The organism is Scytonema millei VB511283, assembly GCF_000817735.3.
Classification (GTDB): Bacteria; Cyanobacteriota; Cyanobacteriia; order Cyanobacteriales; family Chroococcidiopsidaceae; genus Chroococcidiopsis; species Chroococcidiopsis millei_B.
In genome coordinates this window covers 245835-268725 of record NZ_JTJC03000003.1, presented here as the reverse complement: position 1 = coordinate 268725, position 22891 = coordinate 245835, and the positions used below count along the sequence as shown (strand labels likewise).

At 44.2% G+C, this 22891-nt stretch carries 15 protein-coding genes; 11 read left to right on the top strand and 4 right to left on the bottom strand.

Annotation, left to right across the window (positions count from 1 at the left end; genetic code table 11):
• The first annotated feature begins 342 nt into the window (after window positions 1-342).
• Window positions 343-1992 (top strand): alpha-amylase family glycosyl hydrolase, encoded by a 1650-nt coding sequence (locus tag QH73_RS12940; protein ID WP_039713448.1) that lies wholly within the window; start codon window positions 343-345, stop codon window positions 1990-1992.
• A gap of 222 nt (window positions 1993-2214) precedes the next feature.
• Here QH73_RS12940 and QH73_RS12935 read toward each other — a convergent pair whose 3' ends face one another.
• Both QH73_RS12935 and QH73_RS12930 read right to left on the bottom strand, forming a co-directional pair.
• On the bottom strand, window positions 2215-4635 hold the full coding sequence (locus tag QH73_RS12935) for a sucrose synthase (protein WP_039713449.1): 2421 nt from the start codon (window positions 4633-4635) through the stop codon (window positions 2215-2217).
• Window positions 4636-4761: 126 nt separating this feature from the next.
• Window positions 4762-6285, bottom strand: a complete 1524-nt coding sequence (locus tag QH73_RS12930) for a carboxypeptidase M32 (protein WP_039713450.1) — start codon at window positions 6283-6285, stop codon at window positions 4762-4764.
• 339 nt (window positions 6286-6624) lie between these two features.
• On the opposite strand from QH73_RS12930, the gene QH73_RS12925 reads away from it, so the two are divergent.
• The 9 genes from QH73_RS12925 to QH73_RS12885 all read left to right on the top strand — a co-directional run bounded on the left by QH73_RS12925 (window position 6625) and on the right by QH73_RS12885 (window position 19339).
• Entirely contained in the window at window positions 6625-6909 is a 285-nt protein-coding gene (locus tag QH73_RS12925) for a hypothetical protein (protein WP_132867008.1), read from the top strand.
• Window positions 6910-7123: 214 nt separating this feature from the next.
• Window positions 7124-9472 carry a two-partner secretion domain-containing protein gene (locus QH73_RS12920; protein WP_039713452.1) on the top strand — a complete coding sequence of 783 codons (2349 nt, stop codon included), beginning with the start codon at window positions 7124-7126 and terminating at the stop codon, window positions 9470-9472.
• A complete protein-coding gene (locus tag QH73_RS12915) occupies window positions 9462-11306 on the top strand; it encodes a ShlB/FhaC/HecB family hemolysin secretion/activation protein (RefSeq protein WP_039713453.1) in 1845 nt (614 codons plus the stop codon). The genes QH73_RS12920 and QH73_RS12915 overlap by 11 nt, the downstream gene beginning before the upstream one ends.
• Before the next feature lie 253 nt (window positions 11307-11559).
• Window positions 11560-14328 carry a CHAT domain-containing protein gene (locus QH73_RS12910; protein WP_052289750.1) on the top strand — a complete coding sequence of 923 codons (2769 nt, stop codon included), beginning with the start codon at window positions 11560-11562 and terminating at the stop codon, window positions 14326-14328.
• 118 nt (window positions 14329-14446) lie between these two features.
• On the top strand, window positions 14447-16270 hold the full coding sequence (locus QH73_RS12905) for an ABC transporter ATP-binding protein (protein ID WP_039713454.1): 1824 nt from the start codon (window positions 14447-14449) through the stop codon (window positions 16268-16270).
• A 37-nt stretch (window positions 16271-16307) separates the two neighbouring features.
• Window positions 16308-16739 (top strand): beta-carboxysome assembly chaperone CcmS, encoded by a 432-nt coding sequence (gene ccmS / locus QH73_RS12900; RefSeq protein WP_039713455.1) that lies wholly within the window; start codon window positions 16308-16310, stop codon window positions 16737-16739.
• Window positions 16736-17425, top strand: a complete 690-nt coding sequence (locus QH73_RS12895; protein WP_039713456.1) for a hypothetical protein — start codon at window positions 16736-16738, stop codon at window positions 17423-17425. The genes ccmS and QH73_RS12895 overlap by 4 nt, the downstream gene beginning before the upstream one ends.
• 215 nt (window positions 17426-17640) lie before the next feature.
• Entirely contained in the window at window positions 17641-18291 is a 651-nt protein-coding gene (locus QH73_RS12890) for a histidine phosphatase family protein (RefSeq protein WP_039713457.1), read from the top strand.
• 10 nt (window positions 18292-18301) lie between these two features.
• Window positions 18302-19339, top strand: coding sequence for a glucokinase (locus tag QH73_RS12885; RefSeq protein WP_039713458.1), 1038 nt, complete (start codon window positions 18302-18304; stop codon window positions 19337-19339).
• 204 nt (window positions 19340-19543) lie between these two features.
• Here the strand turns inward: QH73_RS12885 and QH73_RS12880 are convergent, their stop codons facing one another.
• Window positions 19544-20665, bottom strand: a complete 1122-nt coding sequence (locus QH73_RS12880; protein ID WP_039713459.1) for a precorrin-8X methylmutase — start codon at window positions 20663-20665, stop codon at window positions 19544-19546.
• A 295-nt stretch (window positions 20666-20960) separates the two neighbouring features.
• Between QH73_RS12880 and QH73_RS12875 the strand changes: the two genes are divergently transcribed.
• The gene (locus QH73_RS12875) at window positions 20961-21644 is read left to right on the top strand and encodes a CPBP family intramembrane glutamic endopeptidase (protein WP_165587689.1); all 684 of its coding nucleotides are present in this window, start codon (window positions 20961-20963) and stop codon (window positions 21642-21644) included.
• A gap of 136 nt (window positions 21645-21780) precedes the next feature.
• Here QH73_RS12875 and QH73_RS12870 read toward each other — a convergent pair whose 3' ends face one another.
• A complete protein-coding gene (locus QH73_RS12870) occupies window positions 21781-22749 on the bottom strand; it encodes a cupin-like domain-containing protein (protein ID WP_039713461.1) in 969 nt (322 codons plus the stop codon).
• Window positions 22750-22891: the final 142 nt, after the last annotated feature.

Sequence of the window (22891 nt, the reverse complement as noted above, 5' to 3'; positions counted from 1 at the left end):
TCATGAACCGATCGTTGTGGTGGTTGACGGTTAACAGTTGACAGTTAACCGTTAACCGTCAACCGTCAACCAGCAATATCCCAGATTCACAAATCATTTAGGCTCGCTATATCTGGAGAAGTACAGTTGATGAAAATAATATTGAGATTTTTAATGAAGTTGATAGAGAAGCGATCGAACACTCAATCGTTTCTCCAATTTTCCTGACTTGCCTTAAAAGAGACTTTTGCTCGTATATCTTGGGGAGGAAGGTAGATTAACTTATCTTCTATCCCGTGAATGATTTTCAAACTCTGTTTGCGCGTAAGACAATACGGGTGTTCGTCACTGTATTAAAAAATCATGGCAAGCCCAATAGAATTTAGTTTATTTGCTCCATATAACAAAGGTGCGAAGCTAATTGGCTGCTTTTCGAATTGGGAAGAGATCCCGATGGAAAAAGGTAAAGACGGGTACTTTCGCACAAAAGTTGAATTAGAAGATGGCGTATATCAATATAAGTTTCGCGTCCAGTCTAAATCTTGGTTCTTTGAACCCGACCAATGGGTAGATGTTATCGATCCTTATGCTACAGATATCGATAACCCAACGCAGAATGCTGTAGCGCGGGTAAAAGATGGACAGCGGATTCTGGATACTTATGTATGGCAACACGATGACAAGCCATTACCGAGCGATCGCGAGTTGGTAATATATGAAATGCACGTTGGCGATTTTTCTGGTGGTGAAGACGACCCTCACGCACGCGGTAAATACAAACACGTCGTTGAAAAGTTAGATTACTTATGCGAACTTGGCGTTAATGCAATTGAATTGATGCCAGTAAAAGAGTACCCAGGAGATCATAGCTGGGGTTACAATCCCCGTCACTTTTTCGCCACAGAATCTAGCTATGGTTCTACAGATGAACTGAAAAATCTAATCGATGAATGCCATGCAAAAGGCATTCGCGTTATCATGGATGGGATTTACAACCACTCAGAAGCAGAAAGTCCGCTAACTCAAATTGACCACGATTATTGGTATCATCACGAACCCCGCGACCCTGATAATAACTGGGGACCAGAGTTTAATTACGAATTTTACGATGAAAATTTAGAAACATATCCAGCACGGAAATTTATTGGCGACAACGTGCGATTTTGGGTGGAAGAATTTCATATTGATGGCATTCGCTTTGACGCTGCAAGACAAATAGCTAACTATGACTTCATGCATTGGATAGTGAATGAAGCCAAGCAAAAAGCCAGCATGAAGCCATTTTATACTGTTGCCGAACACATTCCCGAAACCACATCCATTACCAATGTCGATGGACCGATGGACGGTTGCTGGCACGATAGTTTTTATCACGATGTTTTGGCGCACATTTGCGGTGACACCTTCGATTTAGAACGACTCAAAGATGTTATTGACTGTAAACGTCAAGGCTTTTTGGGTGCAACTAATGTGGTGAATTATTTAACCAACCACGACCACAACCATTTAATGGTAGAGTTAGGCGATCGCCAAATCTTTGACGAAGAAGCTTTTAGACGCATTAAATTGGGAGTCGCCTTATTAATGACAGCTGTTGGCGTTCCTTTAGTTTGGATGGGTGAGGAGTTTGGTGAATATAAACCGAAAACAACTGAATCTGCCAAAATCGAGTGGGGACTGCTGGGTAACGATCTCAATCGCGGCTTGTTTGAATACTACAAAGGTTTAATTAACCTCCGCAAGCACAACCACGCACTTTATACGGAAAATATTGACTTCTTCCACGAAAATCCAGAAGCTAAAGTCGTAGCTTACACTCGTTGGAATGATGAAGGTTCCCGCGTAGTTGTTATTGCTAATTTCTCGGAAAACTTTTTAGCTGGATATAGCGTCGATAACTTCCCTGCTGCTGGAAAATGGCACGAATGGACGGGTAATTACGACCTCGAATCTGGGGAAGATATGCTGCTAGATATTGGTCCTTACGAAGCAAAAGTTTTTGTTTGGCAGTAGTAAGGTAGGGTGCGTTGCAACAAACCTCTATTTGCGATGCACAGATCTTGACGATCCCCCAACCCCCTTAAAAAGGGGGCTTTGTTCTCCTCTTTTTAAGCTTTATTCTTCACTGGGGCAAGGACTAGTGAAGCCCTCCTGTTTCAGGAGGCTTTGTTCCCCCCTTTTTAAGGGGGGCTAGGGGGGATCTCTTCTGGCGTAGTTAAACAGTACCCGGCAAATTTAACGATGCATGTGTTGTTCCAGTAATTGTTGCGCCCTTGGACGATAAATTAAATAGAATAAAGCCTCAAGATAACGCAACAAGTCTTCGCGGTTTTCTTTGGAAATAAAATTCCAGAAACCGTAAATTCGTGCTAGAGATAACAGGCGCGTGGTGTGAATTTTCCAAGTATAAGTGCTGTAAACTCGGTCAATTCCCCGCGTGGAGATTTCATACCAATAATTAGGATTTTGTTCGCATTTCGTCACAAAATCCAAAATTTTATCGGCTGTTTCCTCTAGATGTGTTGGGTTGATGTAAAAACCATTTACCTTATCTTGAATGATTTCCAACGGTCCCCCGAACTGAGTGGCAAAAGTCGGTAAGCCAGAAATCATCGCCTCTAATACAGTTAAGCCGAAAGCTTCAAATAACGCTGGCTGCACGAAAATACCGTGACGGTCTGCAATGACGCGATAAACTTCCCCAGAAGCAGATTTAGGCAAGCGTACCCCTAACCAGCGAATCTTACCATGCAAATTGTACTGGTCGATGATGCTGTAAAGCTTGACAATTTCATCCTTTTCTTCGTTGTCTTCCGATTCTTCAACGCGCAATTTTCCAGCAATTAAGATGAGATTGCAATGTTCTTGCAACGCTTCGCTTTTACCAAAACACTCAGCTAAACCAGTTAAGTTTTTGATCCGGTCTAACCTGGCTACCGAGAAAATCGGACGCTTGCTGGGGTCGTCGAGTTTGCCGTAAGCTTGAACGGGATCGTCTAAGGTAAATAATAGGTCTTCTACCCGTTCGCGATCGCTTTGTATCCGATCTTCCATCCGTGAATACGGGAAGTAGTAACTTTCATTCACCCCAGGCGGAACCACGTTAAATTTAGGGCTAAATAGTTCGACTCCGCTAACAACGTGGTACAAATCCGGCATTGTGAAAGATTTGTACGATTCATATTGCCCTACGCTATCGCGAGTCCCGACAATTTCTTGGTAGGTGCTGCTAATCACAAAATTAGCCGCATTCATGGCAATTAAATCGGCAGTAAACTGTAATGAGAAGTGATATTTATCTTCTAAGTCTTGCCAGTACAGATTACTAAACAAATATTTAGACTTTTCTAGCGCGTGGGCAATATTACACTGAGTAATCTTCATCCGTCGCGATAGTAAGAATGCGACTAAATTACCATCAGAATAGTTACCGATAATTAGATCGGGTTTTCCATGCAATTCTGCTAGTAATTCCTTCTCAGCATCGATCGCGAAAGTTTCTAGGTAGGGCCATAACTCAAACCGCGAGATCCAGTTTTGTGTCAGTTTAGGATTGAATTCTCGCAACGGGACGCGCAAGATCCAAGCATTTTCCGTTCCGTAAACTTTCTCTAATCTTTGATTGCAAAGAGTTCCGTCGCTATTAGGAATTAAGCGGGTGAGAATGACAACTTTCGGCTTCACATTCATTCCATCCAAACCCGCCAGGGTTGTATCTTCCTGCAACTGTTTTTCTAAACTTTTTACCTGGTCGAGGATGTATACCACCTGACCCCCTGTATCGGGTCGTCCCAAAACTCCCTCTTGTCCGAACCAGCCGTGGGAAGAGACAAGGGCGATCTTAAAGATCATCGGAATCCGGGAAATAAAAGCTTCCAGGGTTTGCGGATCGGGAGAATCGATCAATTCATCGAGAATACTTAAAGTGTCCTGTACCCGTCCTGCCGTGTTACCCCAGCCAGGTTCAAACCCCATCATTTGTAAGTCAAATTTGAAATTTTCGTAGGGTTCTTCACTGGGGCGATCGCCCACAAATGCGATCGCTCTTTTGATTTGATCGGATAATTGTTGATGGGACTTAATTCTGCCGTTAATTAGCAGTTGAATTCCATCGTATTGATGTACCTGGAGGAAGTTAAACATACTTTCCAACCATTGTCTGGGGTCTTGAAACAATTTGCTGGAAAGATAGCGGTTGAGATACTGTACCCCTTTCCCAATATTTTTCGGGTCGCGAATGGTTGGAGTGTAATCGTAAAAAGGTCCAAAATCGAGTTCGAGAATATCCCCTTCATTTGGATGGTAACGGTTGACAAAGCGATCGCGAACATCAAGTAATTCCTGTATCGTCAGCACTTCTATCATCAAATCTTCTGTGATTCGATAGAATTCTTGACTGGCAATTTTTTGGCGGATAATTAAACAAAGATTGCCATTTTCTAGAATGATTTCTTGGGTATAGTAAATTAGCTTACCCAAATGAGAACCGCTATAAAATTCAGCCGACTTTTGGTACTTATTGCAATACTCGACATACGACATCAGAATGTCATTTCTCAACAAGTACTTCTTATCTTGATGGCGAATCTCGCTAAAAAACTGGCGCAGATCGCTTCTTTCTTCACTATCGAGAACAGCTTGCAGCAGTTCGGACATGATAAATTCCCCAAGAATGTTGTGATTGGTAGTTGGTAGTTGGTGAGTGGTAGTTGGTGAGTGGCTAGTGGCTAGTGGCTAGAATCTTTATCCAGTCACTAGTCACTAGTCACCAGACACTACTCCCTAAATTCCATACAATTCGCCAAATTTCTGTTTGATGTAGCTGATAAAGGGTTCGATTTGCAGGGGACTACCAGTCACCCGTTGGATTAATTCCGCCGCCGTATACTTGCGACCGTGTTGGTAGAGGTTTTGTTGCAGCCAGTCGTGCAAGGTGGTAAAGTTACCAGAGGCGATTTGTTGAGGAATTTCTGGATGTAGTTGCGTTGCAGTAGCAAAGAATTGAGCGCTCATTAAGTTACCGAGGGTATACCCTTGGAACGCGCCGCCAATCGCGCCACCGTACCAGTGGACATCCTGTAAAACACCAATACTATCACTGGGTGGGGTAATGCCAAGGTCGGATTTGTAACGTTCGTTCCAAGCGTCAGGAAGGTCGCGAACTGCTAATTTACCCTCTAATAACTGCAATTCCAGGTCGAAACGAATTAAGACATGGAGGTTATAGGTTACTTCATCGGCATCGGTGCGAATGAGCGATCGCTCGACTTTGTTAATCGCTCGGTAAAATGTCTCTAAGTCAACTTTTCCTAACTGTTGGGGAAAGGTTTCCTGCAACTGGGGATAAAAGCATTTCCAAAAAGGACGACTTCTGCCCACCATATTTTCCCACAACCGCGATTGACTTTCATGCACTCCCGCTGAAGTTCCTCCCGCTAGTGGCGTGGCTTCGTATGCCCGATTCACTCCCTGTTCGTAGAGTGCGTGTCCGGTTTCGTGAATCGTACTAAATAGCCCTTCGTTCAAGTCATTTTCGCGCACGCGGGTGGTGATGCGGACATCTCCCGTAGAAAATTTAATCATGAAGGGGTGTAGGGTTTTGTCCTGTCGTCCCCGTTGAAAATCGTAACCGAGTTGTTCGATAACTTTGAAACTGAAATCGAGTTGTTCGGCTTCGGGGAAATGCTGGTGCAAGCAAGATGCATCAGCTACGGGTTGAGCAGCAATTGCTTCAACAATGGGGACGAGTTCCTGACGTAGTTGAGTAAATAGCGATCGCACGCTCTTGACTGTCATGCCATAATCTGCGTCTGCAATCAGTGGATCGGCAATATGCTCGTACCCAGGAAAAAAGTTAGCGCGATCGCGACTCAGTTCTAATGTCTTTTCTAAATAAGGCGCAACTGTAGCAAAATCATTTGTAGCCCTTGCCTTTGCCCAAACTTCATAACACTCAGCCGTATGTTGTGAAAACTTAGCTGTAAAAGCAGGGGGAATATTAATTGCGCGATCGTAGTCGTGGCGCGTGATGCGGATCAGGCTTGCTTCATCTGAATCGTAGGCTAAGCTTTGTTCGTAGGGGCGTAAATCTTCTAATAGTTGTCCGATTTGCGAATCGGTAAATTTCGTGTGGGCAATCTGCGCGAGCGTTGCTAGTTGCCTTCCCCGTGCTGCTGCACCTTCGGGAGGCATATACGTTGCTTGATCCCAATAGAGAAGGGAAGCAGCCGACTCAATGTCGTTAATCTCTGTCAGGAGGGTTTTAAGTTGGGCGAGTTTGGGTTCTGTCTTTTCCAGGGTTTGCATGGGCTGAGCGTGTGGATTCAGGTTCCTTTTGTCAATACTAAGTCCGACTTGCCCACATGTGCATGGAATTAGCAACTATTTTCAGCAATCCTAATATCTATAGCAATTCTCGATTGCGTGCGTGACATCTGTAGGGGCGCACAGCCGTGCGCCCCTACGGTCGTGTGTTTTATCCAATTGAAAACCGCTATATATTTAGAAAATCCTCACTTTGGTGCAAAAGTACTACATATTGATAGATTTCAGGAACTCAACTTATTTCTTCTGTATTGAAGTTTAGCTATGGGCGATCGCTCTCAATCGATCGCTGACAAAATAGAGTTTTCTAGGAGAAGCACAATGGACAACGATGCTATTCAACAAGAAATAATGGCACTTCTCAATCAGGAAGATATATTGTCCTCCCTAAATAAGATATTCCAAAAATATGGCGTATTAGACACTAAAAATATTTCCATAGAATTCAATTTCTTTGAGAAAACACCATCCGATCGCGATTGTCGCCCTAATTCCAGCGTGTTGCCAGAGCCCTCACCAGAGAGTGTATTCCGAACCACTGCCTGGTTTTGCCCTTGCCCCCCAAACCAAGCTTGTGCGCCACCTCCTGGTAAGTGGATTGGCTGATGCAGCCAAGGGGATGTTTACAGCGATTTTCATTCTATGGCAATACGTTAAGGGGCGCATGGCTGTGCGCCCCTACAGTTCGTGTATACGATCCAATTGAAAACGGCTATTAGAAGTATTCCTGCGACAAGCGAGTTTTTCTAAGTCATACTATTGCCTGTCTGACATACTCAGATATGCTCTTAAGTATGTCAATGTCTGAGTAAATTTGAAAATGGCTCAAAGTAGGAGTAGTTGGGGTTGGCAGCTACGGCTGGCGTGCTGTGTAGCAGTTAGTGGAGCGATCGCCACTGAAGATCGGATTTCAGCTCAGGTTGTTCCCGACAATACATTAGGTGCTGAAAGCTCAGCAGTTAACCAAACTACTCCTCTAACTTCTCAAATTGAAGGTGGAGCAGCGCGGGGCAAAAATCTATTTCACAGCTTCGAGCAGTTTTCTGTCCCAGCCAACGGTGAAGTGCGTTTCAATAACGATCTGAATATTGAAAATATTATCACCCGCGTGACTGGCTCTACTGCTTCTAATATCGATGGCGCGATCGCCGCTAACGGTAGCGCCAACTTATTGTTAATCAATCCAAATGGAATTATTTTTGGCACTAATGCCTCGCTCAATATTGGCGGTTCATTTCTCGCCAGTACAGCGCGTAGCATTATTTTTTCCGATGGTACTCAGTTCGATGCAAATCATTCTCAAACTACGCCCTTACTAACAGTTAATACGCCGATCGGCTTGCAATTTGGTTCCAATTCTGGCGCGATCGTTAACCGCTCTCAAGCGTCTCTCAACGGAGCAGTAAATTACTTTGGCTTTCCTGCTGGTTTACAGGTAGTGACAGGTAAAACATTAGCACTTGTAGGAGGTAGTATTTTACAAGAGGGTGGAAATATGACAGCAGCAGAGGGACGAATTGAACTAGGCAGTGTTTTCGATAATAGTTTAGTGAATCTCAATCCTACAGAAAAAGGCTGGAAGTTGGGATACGAGCAGGTACAAAATTTTCAAAATATTGAGTTAAATAGTTCTGCAAACATACCTTATTTAGATGTCAGTGGTGAAAGTAATGGCGATCTTCACCTTCAAGGTAAGGTAATTCAAATTAACAATTATGGATTGACCTCTATAAATAGACAAGAAGTACAGCCAGGAAATTTGACGATAAATGCCTCAGATAATATAGAATTGGTGGGCGTAAATACCGTAATATCTACTCTAGCTTTTGGAGCAGGGAATGGAGGAAATATTACTTTCAATACTAGAAATTTAATTGTGAGAGAAGGGGCGCAAGTTTTTACTTCTACTTTTGCTACAGGTGCTGGAGGAAAATTAACTGTTAACGCCTCAGAGTCAGTACAAATAATTGGTAGTTTTCCTTTGGCTATTGATAATTTTGAGGCATTTAGTAGTTTATCTAGTGCAACTGCTGCTGCTGGAAATGCAGGGGACTTAACAATTAATACTGCAAAACTAATTGTCAGAGATGGAGCAAAAATATCCACAGCATCAGAGGGAAGTGTCTTCGATCTAACTCTCAACCAGTTCGTACCAGCAACAGGCAAAGGAGGAAACCTCACTATCAATGCATCTGAATCTGTAGAGCTGACGGGGACTACAAAAAATGGTTCTCCGAGTACCTTAACTGCGATCGCTCAAGGTGATGCAACTGCTGGAAATCTGAGAATTAATACAAAAAGTTTGACGATTGGGAATGAGGCGGAAATAAGTGTCAGCAGTTTCGGTACGGGCAATGCAGGAAACTTAGAAGTTACAGCTAACTCTATCCGTGTAGAAGATGGTGGCAAACTTACGGCTACCAGTAAATTCAGCAGTGACGGTGGAAATATAAACTTACAAAATCTGGACTTACTTACATTACGCAATAATGGTGAAATTTCTACTAGTGCCGAAGGTGCGGGCGATGGTGGCAACATTAATATTGATACGGACAATTTAGTATTAGCAGAAGGAAGCAATATTACTGCAAGAGCCGTTGATGGTCGGGGTGGTAATATCAGCATTACAACCCAAGGACTCTTTGTTTCCCCCGATAGTACGATCGATGCCAGCTCCGATCGCGGCATTAATGGAATAGTAGAAATTAGAAGACCAGATATAGACCCCAGCGCGGAATTGATTATCTTACCAGCAGATGTCGTCGATGTCAGCGGTTTGGTGGCTCAAGGGTGTTCTGTAGGTAGCGTAGCATCAGGAGAAAGCAGCTTCGCGATCGCCGGACGAGGTGGCTTACCCCCAACTCCCGCCCAAGCAACTAGAAGCGAGTCCATCTTGGCAGATTTGGGCATCACGGAAAAGTCAAAAGTTAGAAGTCAAAAGCTTGCCCTCGAACAAGGTGAAGGGTCAAAAACAATTCCGAATTCCGAATTCCAAATTCCGAATTCTCAATCTCCCGCAGAAATTTCCAATAAAGTTAATCCCGCCCCACTTGTGGAAGCTACAGGGTGGGTGGTAGGTTCTAATGGTGAGGTCGTACTGACCGCTGCTGTTATTACCGATACGCTTAATATTCCTTGGTTTAGACCGAATAGCTGTAATGGAACGTAATTTTTACAATAGTTTTGCATCCCTCCTCATAAAAATAACGGGAGGGATTGGTTGTATAAGCATTAGTTTTTGTTTACTAACTCCCAGTATTAATGCTAGTCCCGATCCGGCGATCGCCGCACGGACAAACTTACAAGCACAACTTCCAATAGCTCAAACTCCCCGCCTCCCTGCACCGCCACCCCGTCCCCAAGACGTAATTCCGCGCCCCGAACCCGCGCCTCCAGAACTACCGACACCCGCTCCCTTACCACCACCAGAAGATTTATTACAGCCGCCTGACGCACCTCCCACACCCGCACCAGTACCGGGAAAAATACCAGAAAAACTGACAGTGAAACGGTTTGAGGTAGTAGGAAGTACTGTCTTTAGCCCCCAAGATTTCGAGAAAGTTTTAGCCCCCTTTACGAATCGATCGCTATCTTTTGCCGAACTGTTTCAAGCCCGTACAGCCGTTACGCAACTATATATAGATAAAGGATATATTACCTCTGGTGCTTTAATTCCACCTCAAGCCATCCAAGACGGCGTAGTGAAAATTCAAGTCGTCGAAGGGGGATTAGAAGCAGTTAACATACAGGGAACGCGGCGTTTAAGACCCAGTTACATTCGCGATCGCATTCCGCAAGATACACCATTAAATCAGCAACGCCTGTTAGAGGCTTTGCAACTGCTGCAACTCAATCCCTTAGTTCAAAATCTGTCAGCCGAACTTTCAGCAGGGACTCGTGCAGGTACGAGCGTGCTAGATGTCACGGTGAAAGAAGCAGACACCTTTGATACACAAATTGTCTTAGATAACGGGCGATCGCCTAGTGTTGGTAGCTTCCGGCGGCGGGTTCAGTTGAATCAAGCTAATTTACTTGGATTTGGCGATGGGTTGAGTTTTGCATATAGCAACACCGACGGTAGCAACGGCATAGACGGCAGTTATACAATTCCCGTAAATGCTAAAAATGGCACGGTAAGCTTGAATGTTGGATTCACCGACAGCAACGTGATCGAACCACCATTCGACGACCTCGAAATCGATGGAAATTCTCGCTATTTTGAACTCAGCTATCGTCAACCTATATTACAATCTCCTAATCGCGAATTTGCCCTCGGTCTGACCGCAGCGCGACGCGAAAGCGAAATTTCTTCCGATGTTTTAGAAGAGTTTGACTATCCTTCCTCTTTACTGTCACCAGGCGCAGATGAAGATGGAGATACTCGGATCTCAGCCGTCCAATTCTTTCAGGAATGGACGCAACGTAACACGCGAGAAGTCATTGCAGCGCGATCGCAATTCAATTTAGGTGTGGGAGCGTTCGACGCTACGATTAACAGTAACGATCCAGACAGCCGCTTCTTCTCTTGGCAAGGACAAGCGCAATGGGTACGGCTGCTCGCTCCCGATACTTTATTTTTACTCCGTACAAATATCCAAATTGCCGACGATCCGCTCGTACCATTAGAACAATTTGGCGTAGGTGGACTCGAAAGCGTCAGAGGCTACCGTCAAGATGCACTGCTATCAGATGGCGGTTTATTTGCTTCAGCAGAACTGCGCATTCCAGTGTATCGCGTTACCGAACGGCAACTAACATTGCAAGTCACGCCCTTCGTTGATTTTGGCACAATTTGGAATGAAGCTGGGCGATCGGTTGATGATTTGACTCCGCCTGAAGACGAAGATACCTTAGTATCTGTAGGCTTGGGATTGCGCTTTCAACTAGCAGATACCGTAACTGCTCGTCTAGATTGGGGTATTCCCCTAGTCGATATTGAAGACCGCGATCGCACCTGGCAAGAAAACGGCGTATATTTTTCGGTGAATTACAGTTTGTTTTAACAGTTGTCAGTTAACAGTTATCAGTTATCAGCGCTCGCCAAGCCACGTTTTCAATAAATTTCGAGCCAAAATGTGAATAGGATGCAAGGAATGCTTAGAGACAAAACACTGTTTGTTGTCTAGTTAAAGGCTTAGGATAGATGACCGCAAAAGCTTTTGACAGTTCCGATCGAGTTGTAGAAGAACTTAGTAAATTGCGGCAAATTATTCAAACAAGTAGAGAACAATGCTAACTGATAACTATTAACTGTTAATGCATTCAATCTCAAAAACTTACCTCGCAGTATTATTAATTTTCCTCCCTGGAACCGCGATCGCTGCTCCATCCGCTCCAGAAATCGCTTCGCAACCAACACGAAGTAGTGGTGATGACGCACAATTATTGCAACAAGGCAGAGAACTCTATACAACCGGACAATTTGCCCAAGCAATAAAAATTTGGCAACAAGCAGCGCAAAACTATAAAGCCAAAGGAGATAAGCTCAATCTCGCGATCGCTTCCAGCAATTTGTCTCTAGCCTATCAGCAACTCGGACAGTGGCAGCAGGCAGAACAGGCGATCGCTGTTAGTTTTGATGTGTTGCAAGGGAGCAGGGAACAGGGGAGCAATTCAAAATTCAAAATTCAAAATTCAAAATTTCCCGACTCCCGACTCCCGACTCCCGACTCCCGCGGTCTTCCCGTCCTCGCCCAAGCCTTAAATACCCAAGCCAGCTTGCAGTTGGGAATGGGACAAGCAGAAACAGCCGTAAGTACGTGGCAACAAGCTGCTACTGCCTACGAACGCGCAGGCGATCGCTCGGGAAATATTCAGAGTTTACTGAATCAAAGCCAAGCACTGCAAGCCTTGGGACTGTATCGTCGGGCTTTAGAAACGTTAACTTCTGCCGATCGCAGCCTCAGCGCTACCCCAGATTCTCCACTCAAAGCTGCCGGACTCCGCCAAATGGGGAACCTACTGCGATCGATAGGCGATCTGCCGCAGTCTCAGCAAATTTTGCAACGGAGTTTAGAATTAGCGCGAAAACTCAACTCGCAGTCAGATATTGCGGCTAGTCTATTTAGCCTCGGCAATACAGCGCGATCGCAAAGAGACAATCCCACCGCCTTAGCCTACTATCAACAGGCTGCTACGACCGCGATCGCACCAATAACAAAACTGCAAGCCCGACTCAACCAATTCAGTCTGTTAGTAGACACGCAAGATTCTACTGCCCAATCGCTCATTCCCGAAATTCAATCTCTGCTTGCTACCATCCCCCCCAGCAGTAAAACAATCTATGCCCAAATTGATTTTGCTCAAAGTTTGATGATACAAGGGAGCACAGAGCAGGGAGCAGGGAGCAGGGAGAAGAGAGCTGAGGGAGCTGAGGGAGAAAAAACAACACTCAACCGTCAACCGTCTTCACAGAGTGTAGCGCCAGCGTTTACCGTCAACCGTCAACCGTCAACAACCAATTACCAATTACCAATTACCCAAATTGCCCAATTACTAGCAAGTGCTGTCGATCGATCTCGCAATTTAGGCGATAGACGAGCTGAGGCTTATGCAATAGGTAGTCTAGGCAGTTTATACGAGCAAAATCGGCAATGGCAAGATGCTCAAGAGCTGACACAGCAGGCTTTAATCTTATCTCAGGCAGCGAATGCACCAGATATTACTTATCGCTGGCAGTGGCAATTGGCACGCTTATTGAGAATGCAAGGAGATACTCCAGGGGCGATCGCTACCTATAGAGAGGCAGTAAAAACTTTAAAATCTTTGCGTAACGATCTCGTTGCTGTCAACCCAGAAATTCAATTTAATTTTCGCGATGAAGTAGAACCAGTTTATCGAGAACTCGTTGCCTTGCTGTTATCTGGGCAAAAGTCAGGCGAAACCCCTCAGCAAAACTTAGCCCAGGCACGCGAAACGATCGAAGCATTGCAGCTAGCAGAACTAGATAACTTTTTTCGGGAAGCTTGTATTGAAGCCCAACCTGTAGCGATCGATCGAGTGGTAGATCGGGATAATCCTACAGCAGCAGTAATTTATCCAATTATTTTACCCGATCGCCTGGAAGTCATTCTCAAAATTCCCCAGCAACCCCTGCGCCACTACACGATCCATCAACCGCAAACTCAGGTCGAGCAAACTGTAGAACGGTTGCAGCGATCGCTGACAGAACCCGATCGTACTAAAGATGTCAGAGATTTATCTCAACAAATCTACAACTGGCTGATCCAACCTGTTGCCAACGAGTTGCAGCAAAGCGGAGTCAAAACCCTAGTATTTGTCCCAGATGGGGTGTTGCGAAATATTCCCATGTCTGCTTTATTTGATGGTAAGCAATATCTGGTAGAAAAATACGCGATCGCCGTGAGTCCAGGCTTGCAACTCACCAACCCTCAGCCTATCTCTCTAGCCAATCTCAAAGCCTTAACTGCTGGACTTAGCGTTCCTCCTGCTAACTCTCCCTTTCCACCCTTACCCGCTGTCAGGTTGGAATTTAATCTAATTCAACAAGCCGGAGTCGCGATCGCCGAATTACTCGATCGCGCCTTTACTAGCAAGAGCCTAGAAACTAAAATCGATTCAAATAGCTTTAACGTAGTTCATTTAGCGACTCACGGTCAATTTAGTTCTCAAGCCGAGAATACATTTATCCTCGCCGCAGATGGACCAATTAACGTTAGGAAATTTGATGACTTATTGCGATCGCGCAACCGTCGCCGTCCGAATGCGATCGAATTACTCGTCCTCAGCGCCTGCGAAACTGCTACGGGAGACAGACGCGCTGCCTTGGGATTAGCAGGAATTGCAGTCAGGGCTGGGGCTAGGAGTACCTTAGCTTCTCTGTGGCAAATTGACGATGAAGCAACAGCTATTTTTATTGGTGAATTTTATAAACAACTCACCAAAACTAAACTCACCCGTGCCGAAGCCCTACGTCAAGCCCAACTGAATCTAATGAAAAACTATCCTAACTACCGTCGTCCTGGCTACTGGGCAGCTTATGTTTTAGTGGGAAATTGGCTGTAAACAGTTATCAGTTATCAGTGACCAGTTATCAGTCACTTACGACTTACGACTTACGACTTACGACTTCTTACCACGTTATCGTGGAATATACACCCACAGACGTAAATAAATACAGATAATGCAGCCGCAGGCATTAAGGCGATCGCCAAAACGCAAATCTTCCCCAAGGTTTAGTTCTCAACCCAAACATCCCCTCAAACGCTTACTTGCCTATACGCGCCACTATCGAGGGCAAATTTGGCTGGCATCTCTCTATTCTGTCTTAAATAAAATCTTCGATCTGGCTCCACCTGCATTAATTGGCGTGGCTGTTGATGTGGTAGTACAACGTCAAGATTCAATTATTGCCCGTTGGGGAGTTAAGGATGTTTTTGCCCAATTTCTGATTCTCTCCGTCCTCACGGTGATTATTTGGATACTAGAATCAATTTTTGAATATGCCTATGCTAGGAAATGGCGTAACTTGGCGCAGAGGATTCAACACGAACTCCGCCTCGATGCTTACAACCACCTACAAGAATTAGAACTTGCCTATTTTGAAGAACGCAGTACGGGCGGCTTGATGTCAGTTTTGAGCGATGATATCAACCAATTAGAGCGATTTTTGGATAATGGCGCTAATGAAATTATTCAAGTTACCGCTACAGTCTTAATTATCGGTGGAGCTTTCTTCATTCTCGCTCCGAGCGTGGCTTGGATGGCAATGTTACCCATGCCTTTTATTTTGTGGGGTTCGGTAGCGTTTCAACGGCTTTTAGCGCCGCGTTATGCAGAGGTGCGAGAAAAAGTTAGCTTATTGAATGCACGGCTGGCAAATAATTTGTCCGGCATTATGACGATCAAAAGCTTTACTGCCGAAGCCTATGAATCGAGCAGACTTGCAGAGGAAAGTCAAGCCTATCGTCAGAGTAATAGAAAAGCGATCGCGCTGTCTGCTGCCTTCGTTCCCTTAATTCGGATGATTATTTTAGCGGGTTTTACCGCTTTACTTTTATTTGGAGGCATGGAAGCGATCGCGGGCAGAATGTCTGTAGGCACGTACAGCGTATTGATCTTTTTAATTCAGCGTTTGTTATGGCCTTTGACTAGATTAGGCGAAACCTTCGACCAATATCAACGGGCAATGGCTTCCACAAATCGGGTAATGAATTTACTCGACACTCCCATTGATATTCATACCGGAGACATCGCTTTACCAATTCATGAGGTCAAAGGAGAGGTGATATTAAAAGATGTCACCTTTGCTTATTCCGAGCGATCGCCCGTGATTGAACATCTATCTTTGCAGATTCCCGCTGGAAAAACCATCGCGATTGTTGGTTCCACGGGTTCGGGGAAGAGTACTTTAGTCAAACTCCTGCTCAGATTATACGAAGTGCGATCGGGAACGATTACCTTAGATGGCATCGATATCCGCGATTTAAAATTGAGAGATTTACGCGCTTGTATTGGCTTAGTCAGTCAGGATGTCTTTTTATTTCACGGTACTGTTGCCGAGAATATTGCCTATGGTAGTCCCGATGCAACTAGAGATGAAATTATCTCTGCGGCAAAAGTTGCAGAAGCACATGAATTTATCATGCAACTGCCCCAAGATTATGAAACAATTGTAGGGGAAAGGGGACAAAAATTATCCGGCGGACAACGACAGAGAATTGCGATCGCCCGTGCAGTATTAAAGAATCCACCAATTCTAATCTTGGATGAAGCGACATCAGCCGTCGATAACGAAACAGAAGCAGCTATTCAGCGATCGCTCGAACGGATTATTGTCGATAGAACCACAATTGCGATCGCGCATCGTCTTTCCACCGTCCGCAATGCCGATTGTATCTACGTCATGGAGTACGGCAAACTGATCGAATCGGGAACCCACGAACAACTCCTAGAACGCGGAGGAATCTACGCCACGCTCTGGCGCGTCCAATCCGGCTTAAGATAATTACAACTTACGACTTACGACTTACAACTTACGACTTATGTTCTCATTTGGTAGCCCTCAACCTGTCGGAGAAGATGGACAATGGCGACAACAATTAGATTGGTTTGTTAAGGAGAATCAACAAGAGTTAGCAGCGCTATCTTGGGGGTTATTTTTGGAAAAAGGAGCCAGCGATGACACCTTGGGTATCGATATCCAACCGACACCACATTTTATCTTTTGTCCTAAATCTGCAATTGAAAAATTAAACGATCGCGTCAATAGTCAGATCCAAGAAATTTTAGGATTTATTGATGCTCATAACCCTGAAAAACAAGTTTTAATTCTCGGCATTGGTAACGGACAAATTAAGTTAATTCAATTTGAAATCGAACCCCCTCCCCCTGTTTGTTTCGAGCATCTTGCCTCTGATGTAGATACATTGTTAGGTAGATTAGAGCAGCGTTTGAGTCAGTACGTGCAAACATGACCTTTAAACTAGAAAATGTCGTCCCTTGGGGGCGATCGATGCAAGAATACGTAAGGATGTTCGACCTCAAACCTAACGAACTAAAACTAAACATTTTAGATTGTGGTGGTGGTCCCGCTAGCTTTAATGCAGAAATGACGCAGCAAGGATACAGCGTAATTTCTGGCGATCCAATCTATCAATTTACTGCGGCAGAAATTGCTCGGCGAGTGCAGGAAACTTATCAAACAATTATTGATGGAACTAAAATTCATTACGATCGCTTTGTTTGGCAAGAGATTCAGTCGCCGGAAGAGTTGGGAAAAATTAGACTAGCAGCGATGAATAAATTCATTGCCGATTTTCCCTTGGGACTGCAACAAGGTAGATATGTTACAGATGAATTACCTCACCTATCATTTCATTCGCATCAGTTCGATTTAGCATTATGTTCTCATTTCTTATTTACTTATTCTGACAATCTTTCCTTGGATTTTCACATAGCAGCAATTAGTGAAATGTGCCGAGTAGCAAAAGAAGTCAGAATTTTTCCACTCTTAGTCCAATTTTCAGGAGGAATTTCGCCGTGGCTGCAACCAGTTATAGATGAAATGCAAAAGCAAGGGTGTAAAGTAGAAATTAAACAAGTAGCTTATCAGTTTCAAAAAGGTGGCGATCGCCTTTTAACAGTGACGAGCGACCAGTAATCAGTTACCAGTTTCTTATTTCATGTTGGTTGGGTTTAAGTTAGAAGCCAATTGGTGGTAAGCGCATAAGGCGCGGGTGAAATCGTGTTTTTAAATCATTGGTTTCCTTCTGTCTCCTGTTTTCTTTGACTTTTGACTTTTGACTTTTGACTTTTAACTTGCTTATATTTAGATTTGGCATTCTGCGAATTCTCTGTGCTTGGAATATCGATCTTATGACTCAAATTGTCTGGATTGCTCGTCACGCTAATCGTCATGATTTTGTCAATCCTGAGTGGTTCCTCTGTGCAGAACGACCCTTCGATCCACCGATTTCTGAAGATGGTAAAGTTCAAGCTCAACAACTGGCGCAACGGCTGAAGGGAGAAAAGATCGGTCATATCTTTGCTTCCCCATTTTTGCGCACGGTGCAAACAGCCAACTACGTAGCAGAAGCCCTCAGCCTTTCGATTAATTTAGAGTCTGGTTTGAGCGAATGGCTCAATCCTGCTTGGATGCCACAAGCGCCAAAAAGAGCGCCCCTGGAAGTTTTAACCCGCATGTTTCCCAGGATCGACACTAGTTATACTTCTCGCGTCACGGCAGAATATCCCGAAACTGGAGAAGTTGCCCTAGAACGGGCTGGTAAAACGGCTCGGTTGTTAGCAGAAGAATTTTCCAAAGATATTCTGTTGGTAGGACACGGGGCATCTGTAGTAGGTGCAACAATGGGTCTGGTAGGCGCAACGGCTCAGACAGAGGTTAACGCTGCTTTGTGCTGTTTGGTGAAAGTTGTCCGTCCAGCCCCAGAACAAGCTTGGGTCATGGAGTTAAATGGCGACACGTCCCACTTAAGTAAAACCGAAAAAATTATTCGATTCCATTAAAGCGATCGCTATGACAATACTGTTAGCAGGAGATATTGGTGGCACGAAGACGATCTTGCGTCTGGTGGAGACAACAGAAGCAAAACCCACACCTCTTTACGAACAACGCTATAACAGTCGCGACTATCCAGATTTAGCGCCCATAGTCCAAGAGTTTTTAGCCACATCTGAGGAAAAGTTGGGCAAAAAACTCCTACCGCAAAAAGCTTGTTTTGCGATCGCGGGTCCAGTTGTCAACAATACAGTACAGTTAACTAACCTAACTTGGTTGCTAGAAGCATCCAGGCTAGAAGAAGAGTTGGGGATCGAGTCCATTTCCCTAATCAATGACTTTGCAGCTGTTGGTTACGGTGTATTGGGTTTGCAGGAATCAGATTTGCACACTCTCCAAGCAGGTAAACCCCAAGCAGGTACACCCATCGCGGTTATTGGGGCAGGAACGGGATTAGGACAGGGATTTTTGATTCAACAGGGGGATACCTACCAAGTCTTTAGTTCTGAAGGCGGACACGCTGATTTCGCACCTCGTTCCGAGTTAGACTTTCACCTGTTGAAATATCTATTAGACAAGCACGACATCCAACGAGTTTCAGTAGAACGAGTAGTATCGGGACAAGGAATTGTCGCCATCTACGAATTTTTACGCGATCGCCAAAACGTGAAAGAATCGCCAGAAATTGCCCAAGTTGTAGAAGCTTGGGAAAAACAAGCTGGCAAGAAAGAAAAAACCGTCGATCCAGCCGCCGCAATTTCCCAAGCCGCCCTAGAAAAAAGCGATCGCCTGTCAGAACGGGTAATGCAGATTTTTGTTGAGGCTTACGGCGCAGAAGCAGGAAACCTCGCCCTCAAACTCCTACCATATGCAGGGTTATACATTGCTGGTGGCATCGCCGCGAAAATTCTCCCCCTGATGCAAGAAGGTACTTTTATCCGCGCCTTCACCAGTAAAGGACGGATGCGACCTCTATTAGAAAACGTTCCCGTACATATCGTCCTGCGATCGGACATTGGGCTAGTTGGTGCTGCGATCGCCGCAGATCGTTTGTAGATGGAGACAATTCGCAATTCGCAATACCCCTACGATACTCGCAAGCTACGCAATTCGCTATGACCTCTGGAAGGGCGGGTTTTGAGGCAAGATTTCTTGCTGTGGCTGTGAATTTCGGGCTCAACCCGCCCCTACACGACTCCCTTTGCCAACTCCCGTACGGGCGGGTTCACCAGACAACTTCGTTTTGACAGAGATTTTTGCTCAACCCGCCCCTACCGACTCCCTCAAATAACAATGACAATCCGGTTTCTCAATTGTTGATTCAACTAAAGTATTCAGGGCTACTGCCGCTAATAATCCGCCACCCATTGTTCCCTCGACAGTAATATAGGGAATACCAGAACGCATCAAGCGACGTTTGGCAGCTGGGGCATGGCTGAAACCAATCGGCATTCCGATGATTAAAGCGGGTTGAAAATTTCCCTTGGCAATAGCATCGCAAGCAGCAATGAGTACTGATGGGGCGTATCCCACCATAAAAATACAGCCTGCTGGTAACTGTTGTAGCTGTTCTTGCCATTGGCTTTGATGCCAAAAGGCTTGCTCGGCTTCCACAACACTGCTAACGTGGGGATCGGCGATTAAAGTAGTGACTGTACAACCTAAATGAGACAAACGGGTGCGATCGCAAGCCACAATTACAGGGGCAACATCGCCGACAATCTGACAGCTTTGAGTGAGGGCATGACGCGCCGCCGCGATCGCCCCTTTACCCACGCGGATAAAATTAACTAAACTAACATCGCCGCAAGCTAGCACCAGTTTAGACAACAAATCAACTTCAATCTCCGAACGATTGGAGAGATCTGGTAACAATTGTTGCAATGATTCCTGAAATTCTTCTGGGTGAGCGTGAGTCGCTGCATCCCAATTTTCCCACAGTTGTTCTAACTGTCCCAATCCATCTTGGCTTTCCACTTCTAATAAGCGTAACTGGGCAATCGCCTCTGCTTGCAGGGTTTGGCAAGAGCGATCGCGTCCGAGTAGTCCTTCTAGTGCCGTCGCTGTCTGCCGCAATCGCGCCATTTGTTGCATAACTGAGTGGTATTGTTGTTGTAACTGATGTGTTAAATTTTTTACTTCGCTAGCAGCATCGCTTTTGAGGAGTTCGCGAATGTGGGAAAGTTGAAAGCCTTGCTGTTTGAGTGCCACAATCCGCCGCAACTGTTGCACGTTTTCCTGAGTATAGAGGCGATAATTGCTACGCGATCGCTCTGGGGGTGGCAAAATGCCGAGTTGGTGATAGTGTCGTACCATCCGAGGAGTACAATTTCCCCCCACTGCTTCGGTAAGTTCTTTGATGGTTAAACGTGCGGCTATCATGTTTCTCCAGGGGATTTGATGCGATCGCAAATCTAAAAGTTAATTACGTCAAACAATTCTAGATTAACTCCACCATATCAAATCGAGTCCTATGCTTAACTTACCAGCGATCGATCCCTTTTTAAAATTTAAAACTCGAAATATCTTTATTTTATTTTTTATTCTTGTTGTTGAACTTGTTTTGATTTCTGATTTTGTCTTACTCTTTTTTAACTGGAATAGTGACGAGCCGATATTTTACCATCTGATGTACTATTTGATTGCTATTGTACTTTTTAGCTGGATTTTACACAGATTGCATCAATTATCTATTCACCCTAAATATTTAATTGGCAAATTACCAAGTCGCGATCGCTGGCTATCTTTATGTGGAATTGCCGTTGCTATCTGCCTATTTACCTGGGGAATCGATCTACTGTTCTTTTACAGCTTATCTTTATTTTCTCCTTCGTTAACTGTAAGTCTAGTTAATTTATTGTACGATCCTCCTGCTAGTACTTCGGCTTTACCAATTCTTGCTTACTTATTAAATATCATTTCTTTAGTTGTAGTTGCTCCTATTACGGAAGAATTTATTTTCCGAGGCATACTCGTACATCGGTGGGCAATAAAATGGGGAATATCGCCAGCAATGTTAGTTTCTGCAATCATTTTTGGTTTAGGTCATATTGTTCCCTTCGGTGCAGCAGTTTTTGGACTTTTGATGACACTGCTTTATTTCAAAACTCGCTCGTTAATTGTACCTGCGATCGCTCATGCCATGAATAATGCTGCCACAATTGTTCTAGAATTTTTCTTCCCCAGTCAACAGATAACGACAAATTATAATTTTTCTGAATATTTCCAATGGGGAATCGTACTGATAGTGATTTCAGCTCCTTTTGTGCTTCGTTTTGTCTATAAAAATTGGTACAAACAGCAATTATTATTACCTTATTTTACTAATACATCTCATAGCAATTCTCGATTGCGTAGATGACGTTGGTAGGGACGCACAGCTGTGCGCCCCTACCAATCATATATTTCACCCAATTGAAAACCGCTATCAATAATATATTTGCAATTGCGATCGCCGTAGGGGGCTTTAATTAACGCACTCTACTACAATTGAGGCTTCAAAACCGATAAAATATCTGTTTTATCTGCTGCTGTCTCCTCTGACTCAGAAAAGCGATCGCGAATTTGACTAATAAATAAGGTATTGCCAACATATTGCTAAAAATTACTCGCCACCGACACCAAGAAAAAATTGCTCTTGAGGTGGGGTACACCCCCCAAAATTGATTGACAGAACACACCATGTCGTTACCTAATGCCGTGACTTCATGCCACCATCCCATAGGGATATACAGCATTTCTCCTGGTTCTAATACGATTTCTTGTTTGTGTTCTAAGGCTCTTTTGAGTTTGGGAAATGCTACGAAATCTGGATTTTCTGGATATACTGTACTAAACCAAGCTCGCAGTTCTAAACCGCGTAGTAAGTGGACGAATACTGAAAATGGATATAAATTATAGGTCTGACTTGGTGGAAATAATAAGACTTTTTTTGCTCCATGCATCTGAATCAAAGTGCCATCCAACGTATCGTAGTGTAGGCACTCTAAATGCCCCCCAGGTGCTACCCAAAGATTGAGATTGCCTATAGCTTTTGTTAAACCTATTTGTTCGCCAATACTAGTTAAAGAATTGTTGTCTACCAACTTTATGTTTTTCAGCGAACATTTAGCCAAATAAATATCTTTTTCGTGCGCCTCATGACTGTACAACAACTTTGCATATTCGTTAAATGACATTGTTTTGAGCGGAACACCACTACCAATGTTTTGCCAAGTTCGTTTATCTTGTTGATATCTTTCCTGTCCGTAATAGCGAAAGAGAAATTCTTGCTGACCTAACTTTTCGCAGAGGTAATCTAGATTCCAGTCATCTACTTTTAATCCAGTAATAATGACTGGAATTCCCATTTTCTGATATTTTTCAAAAAATAAATCTGGCGAGATCGACGATAGATCTCTTCGTGTAATTGAGAATGTTGTGTTATCAGCTATGCTGTCAGCAACATTGCCACTAGTTAAACGCATATAGATTTTAAGATGTACTTTCTATAACTTACCCATCGCAGCAAGAAAAAATACTTTTTTAAGATAGTTTAAATATGTATTAATCTTTTTGTGTTGTGTAAAAAAAGCAAAAATGTATACGACTGCAACACAAAACGCACTC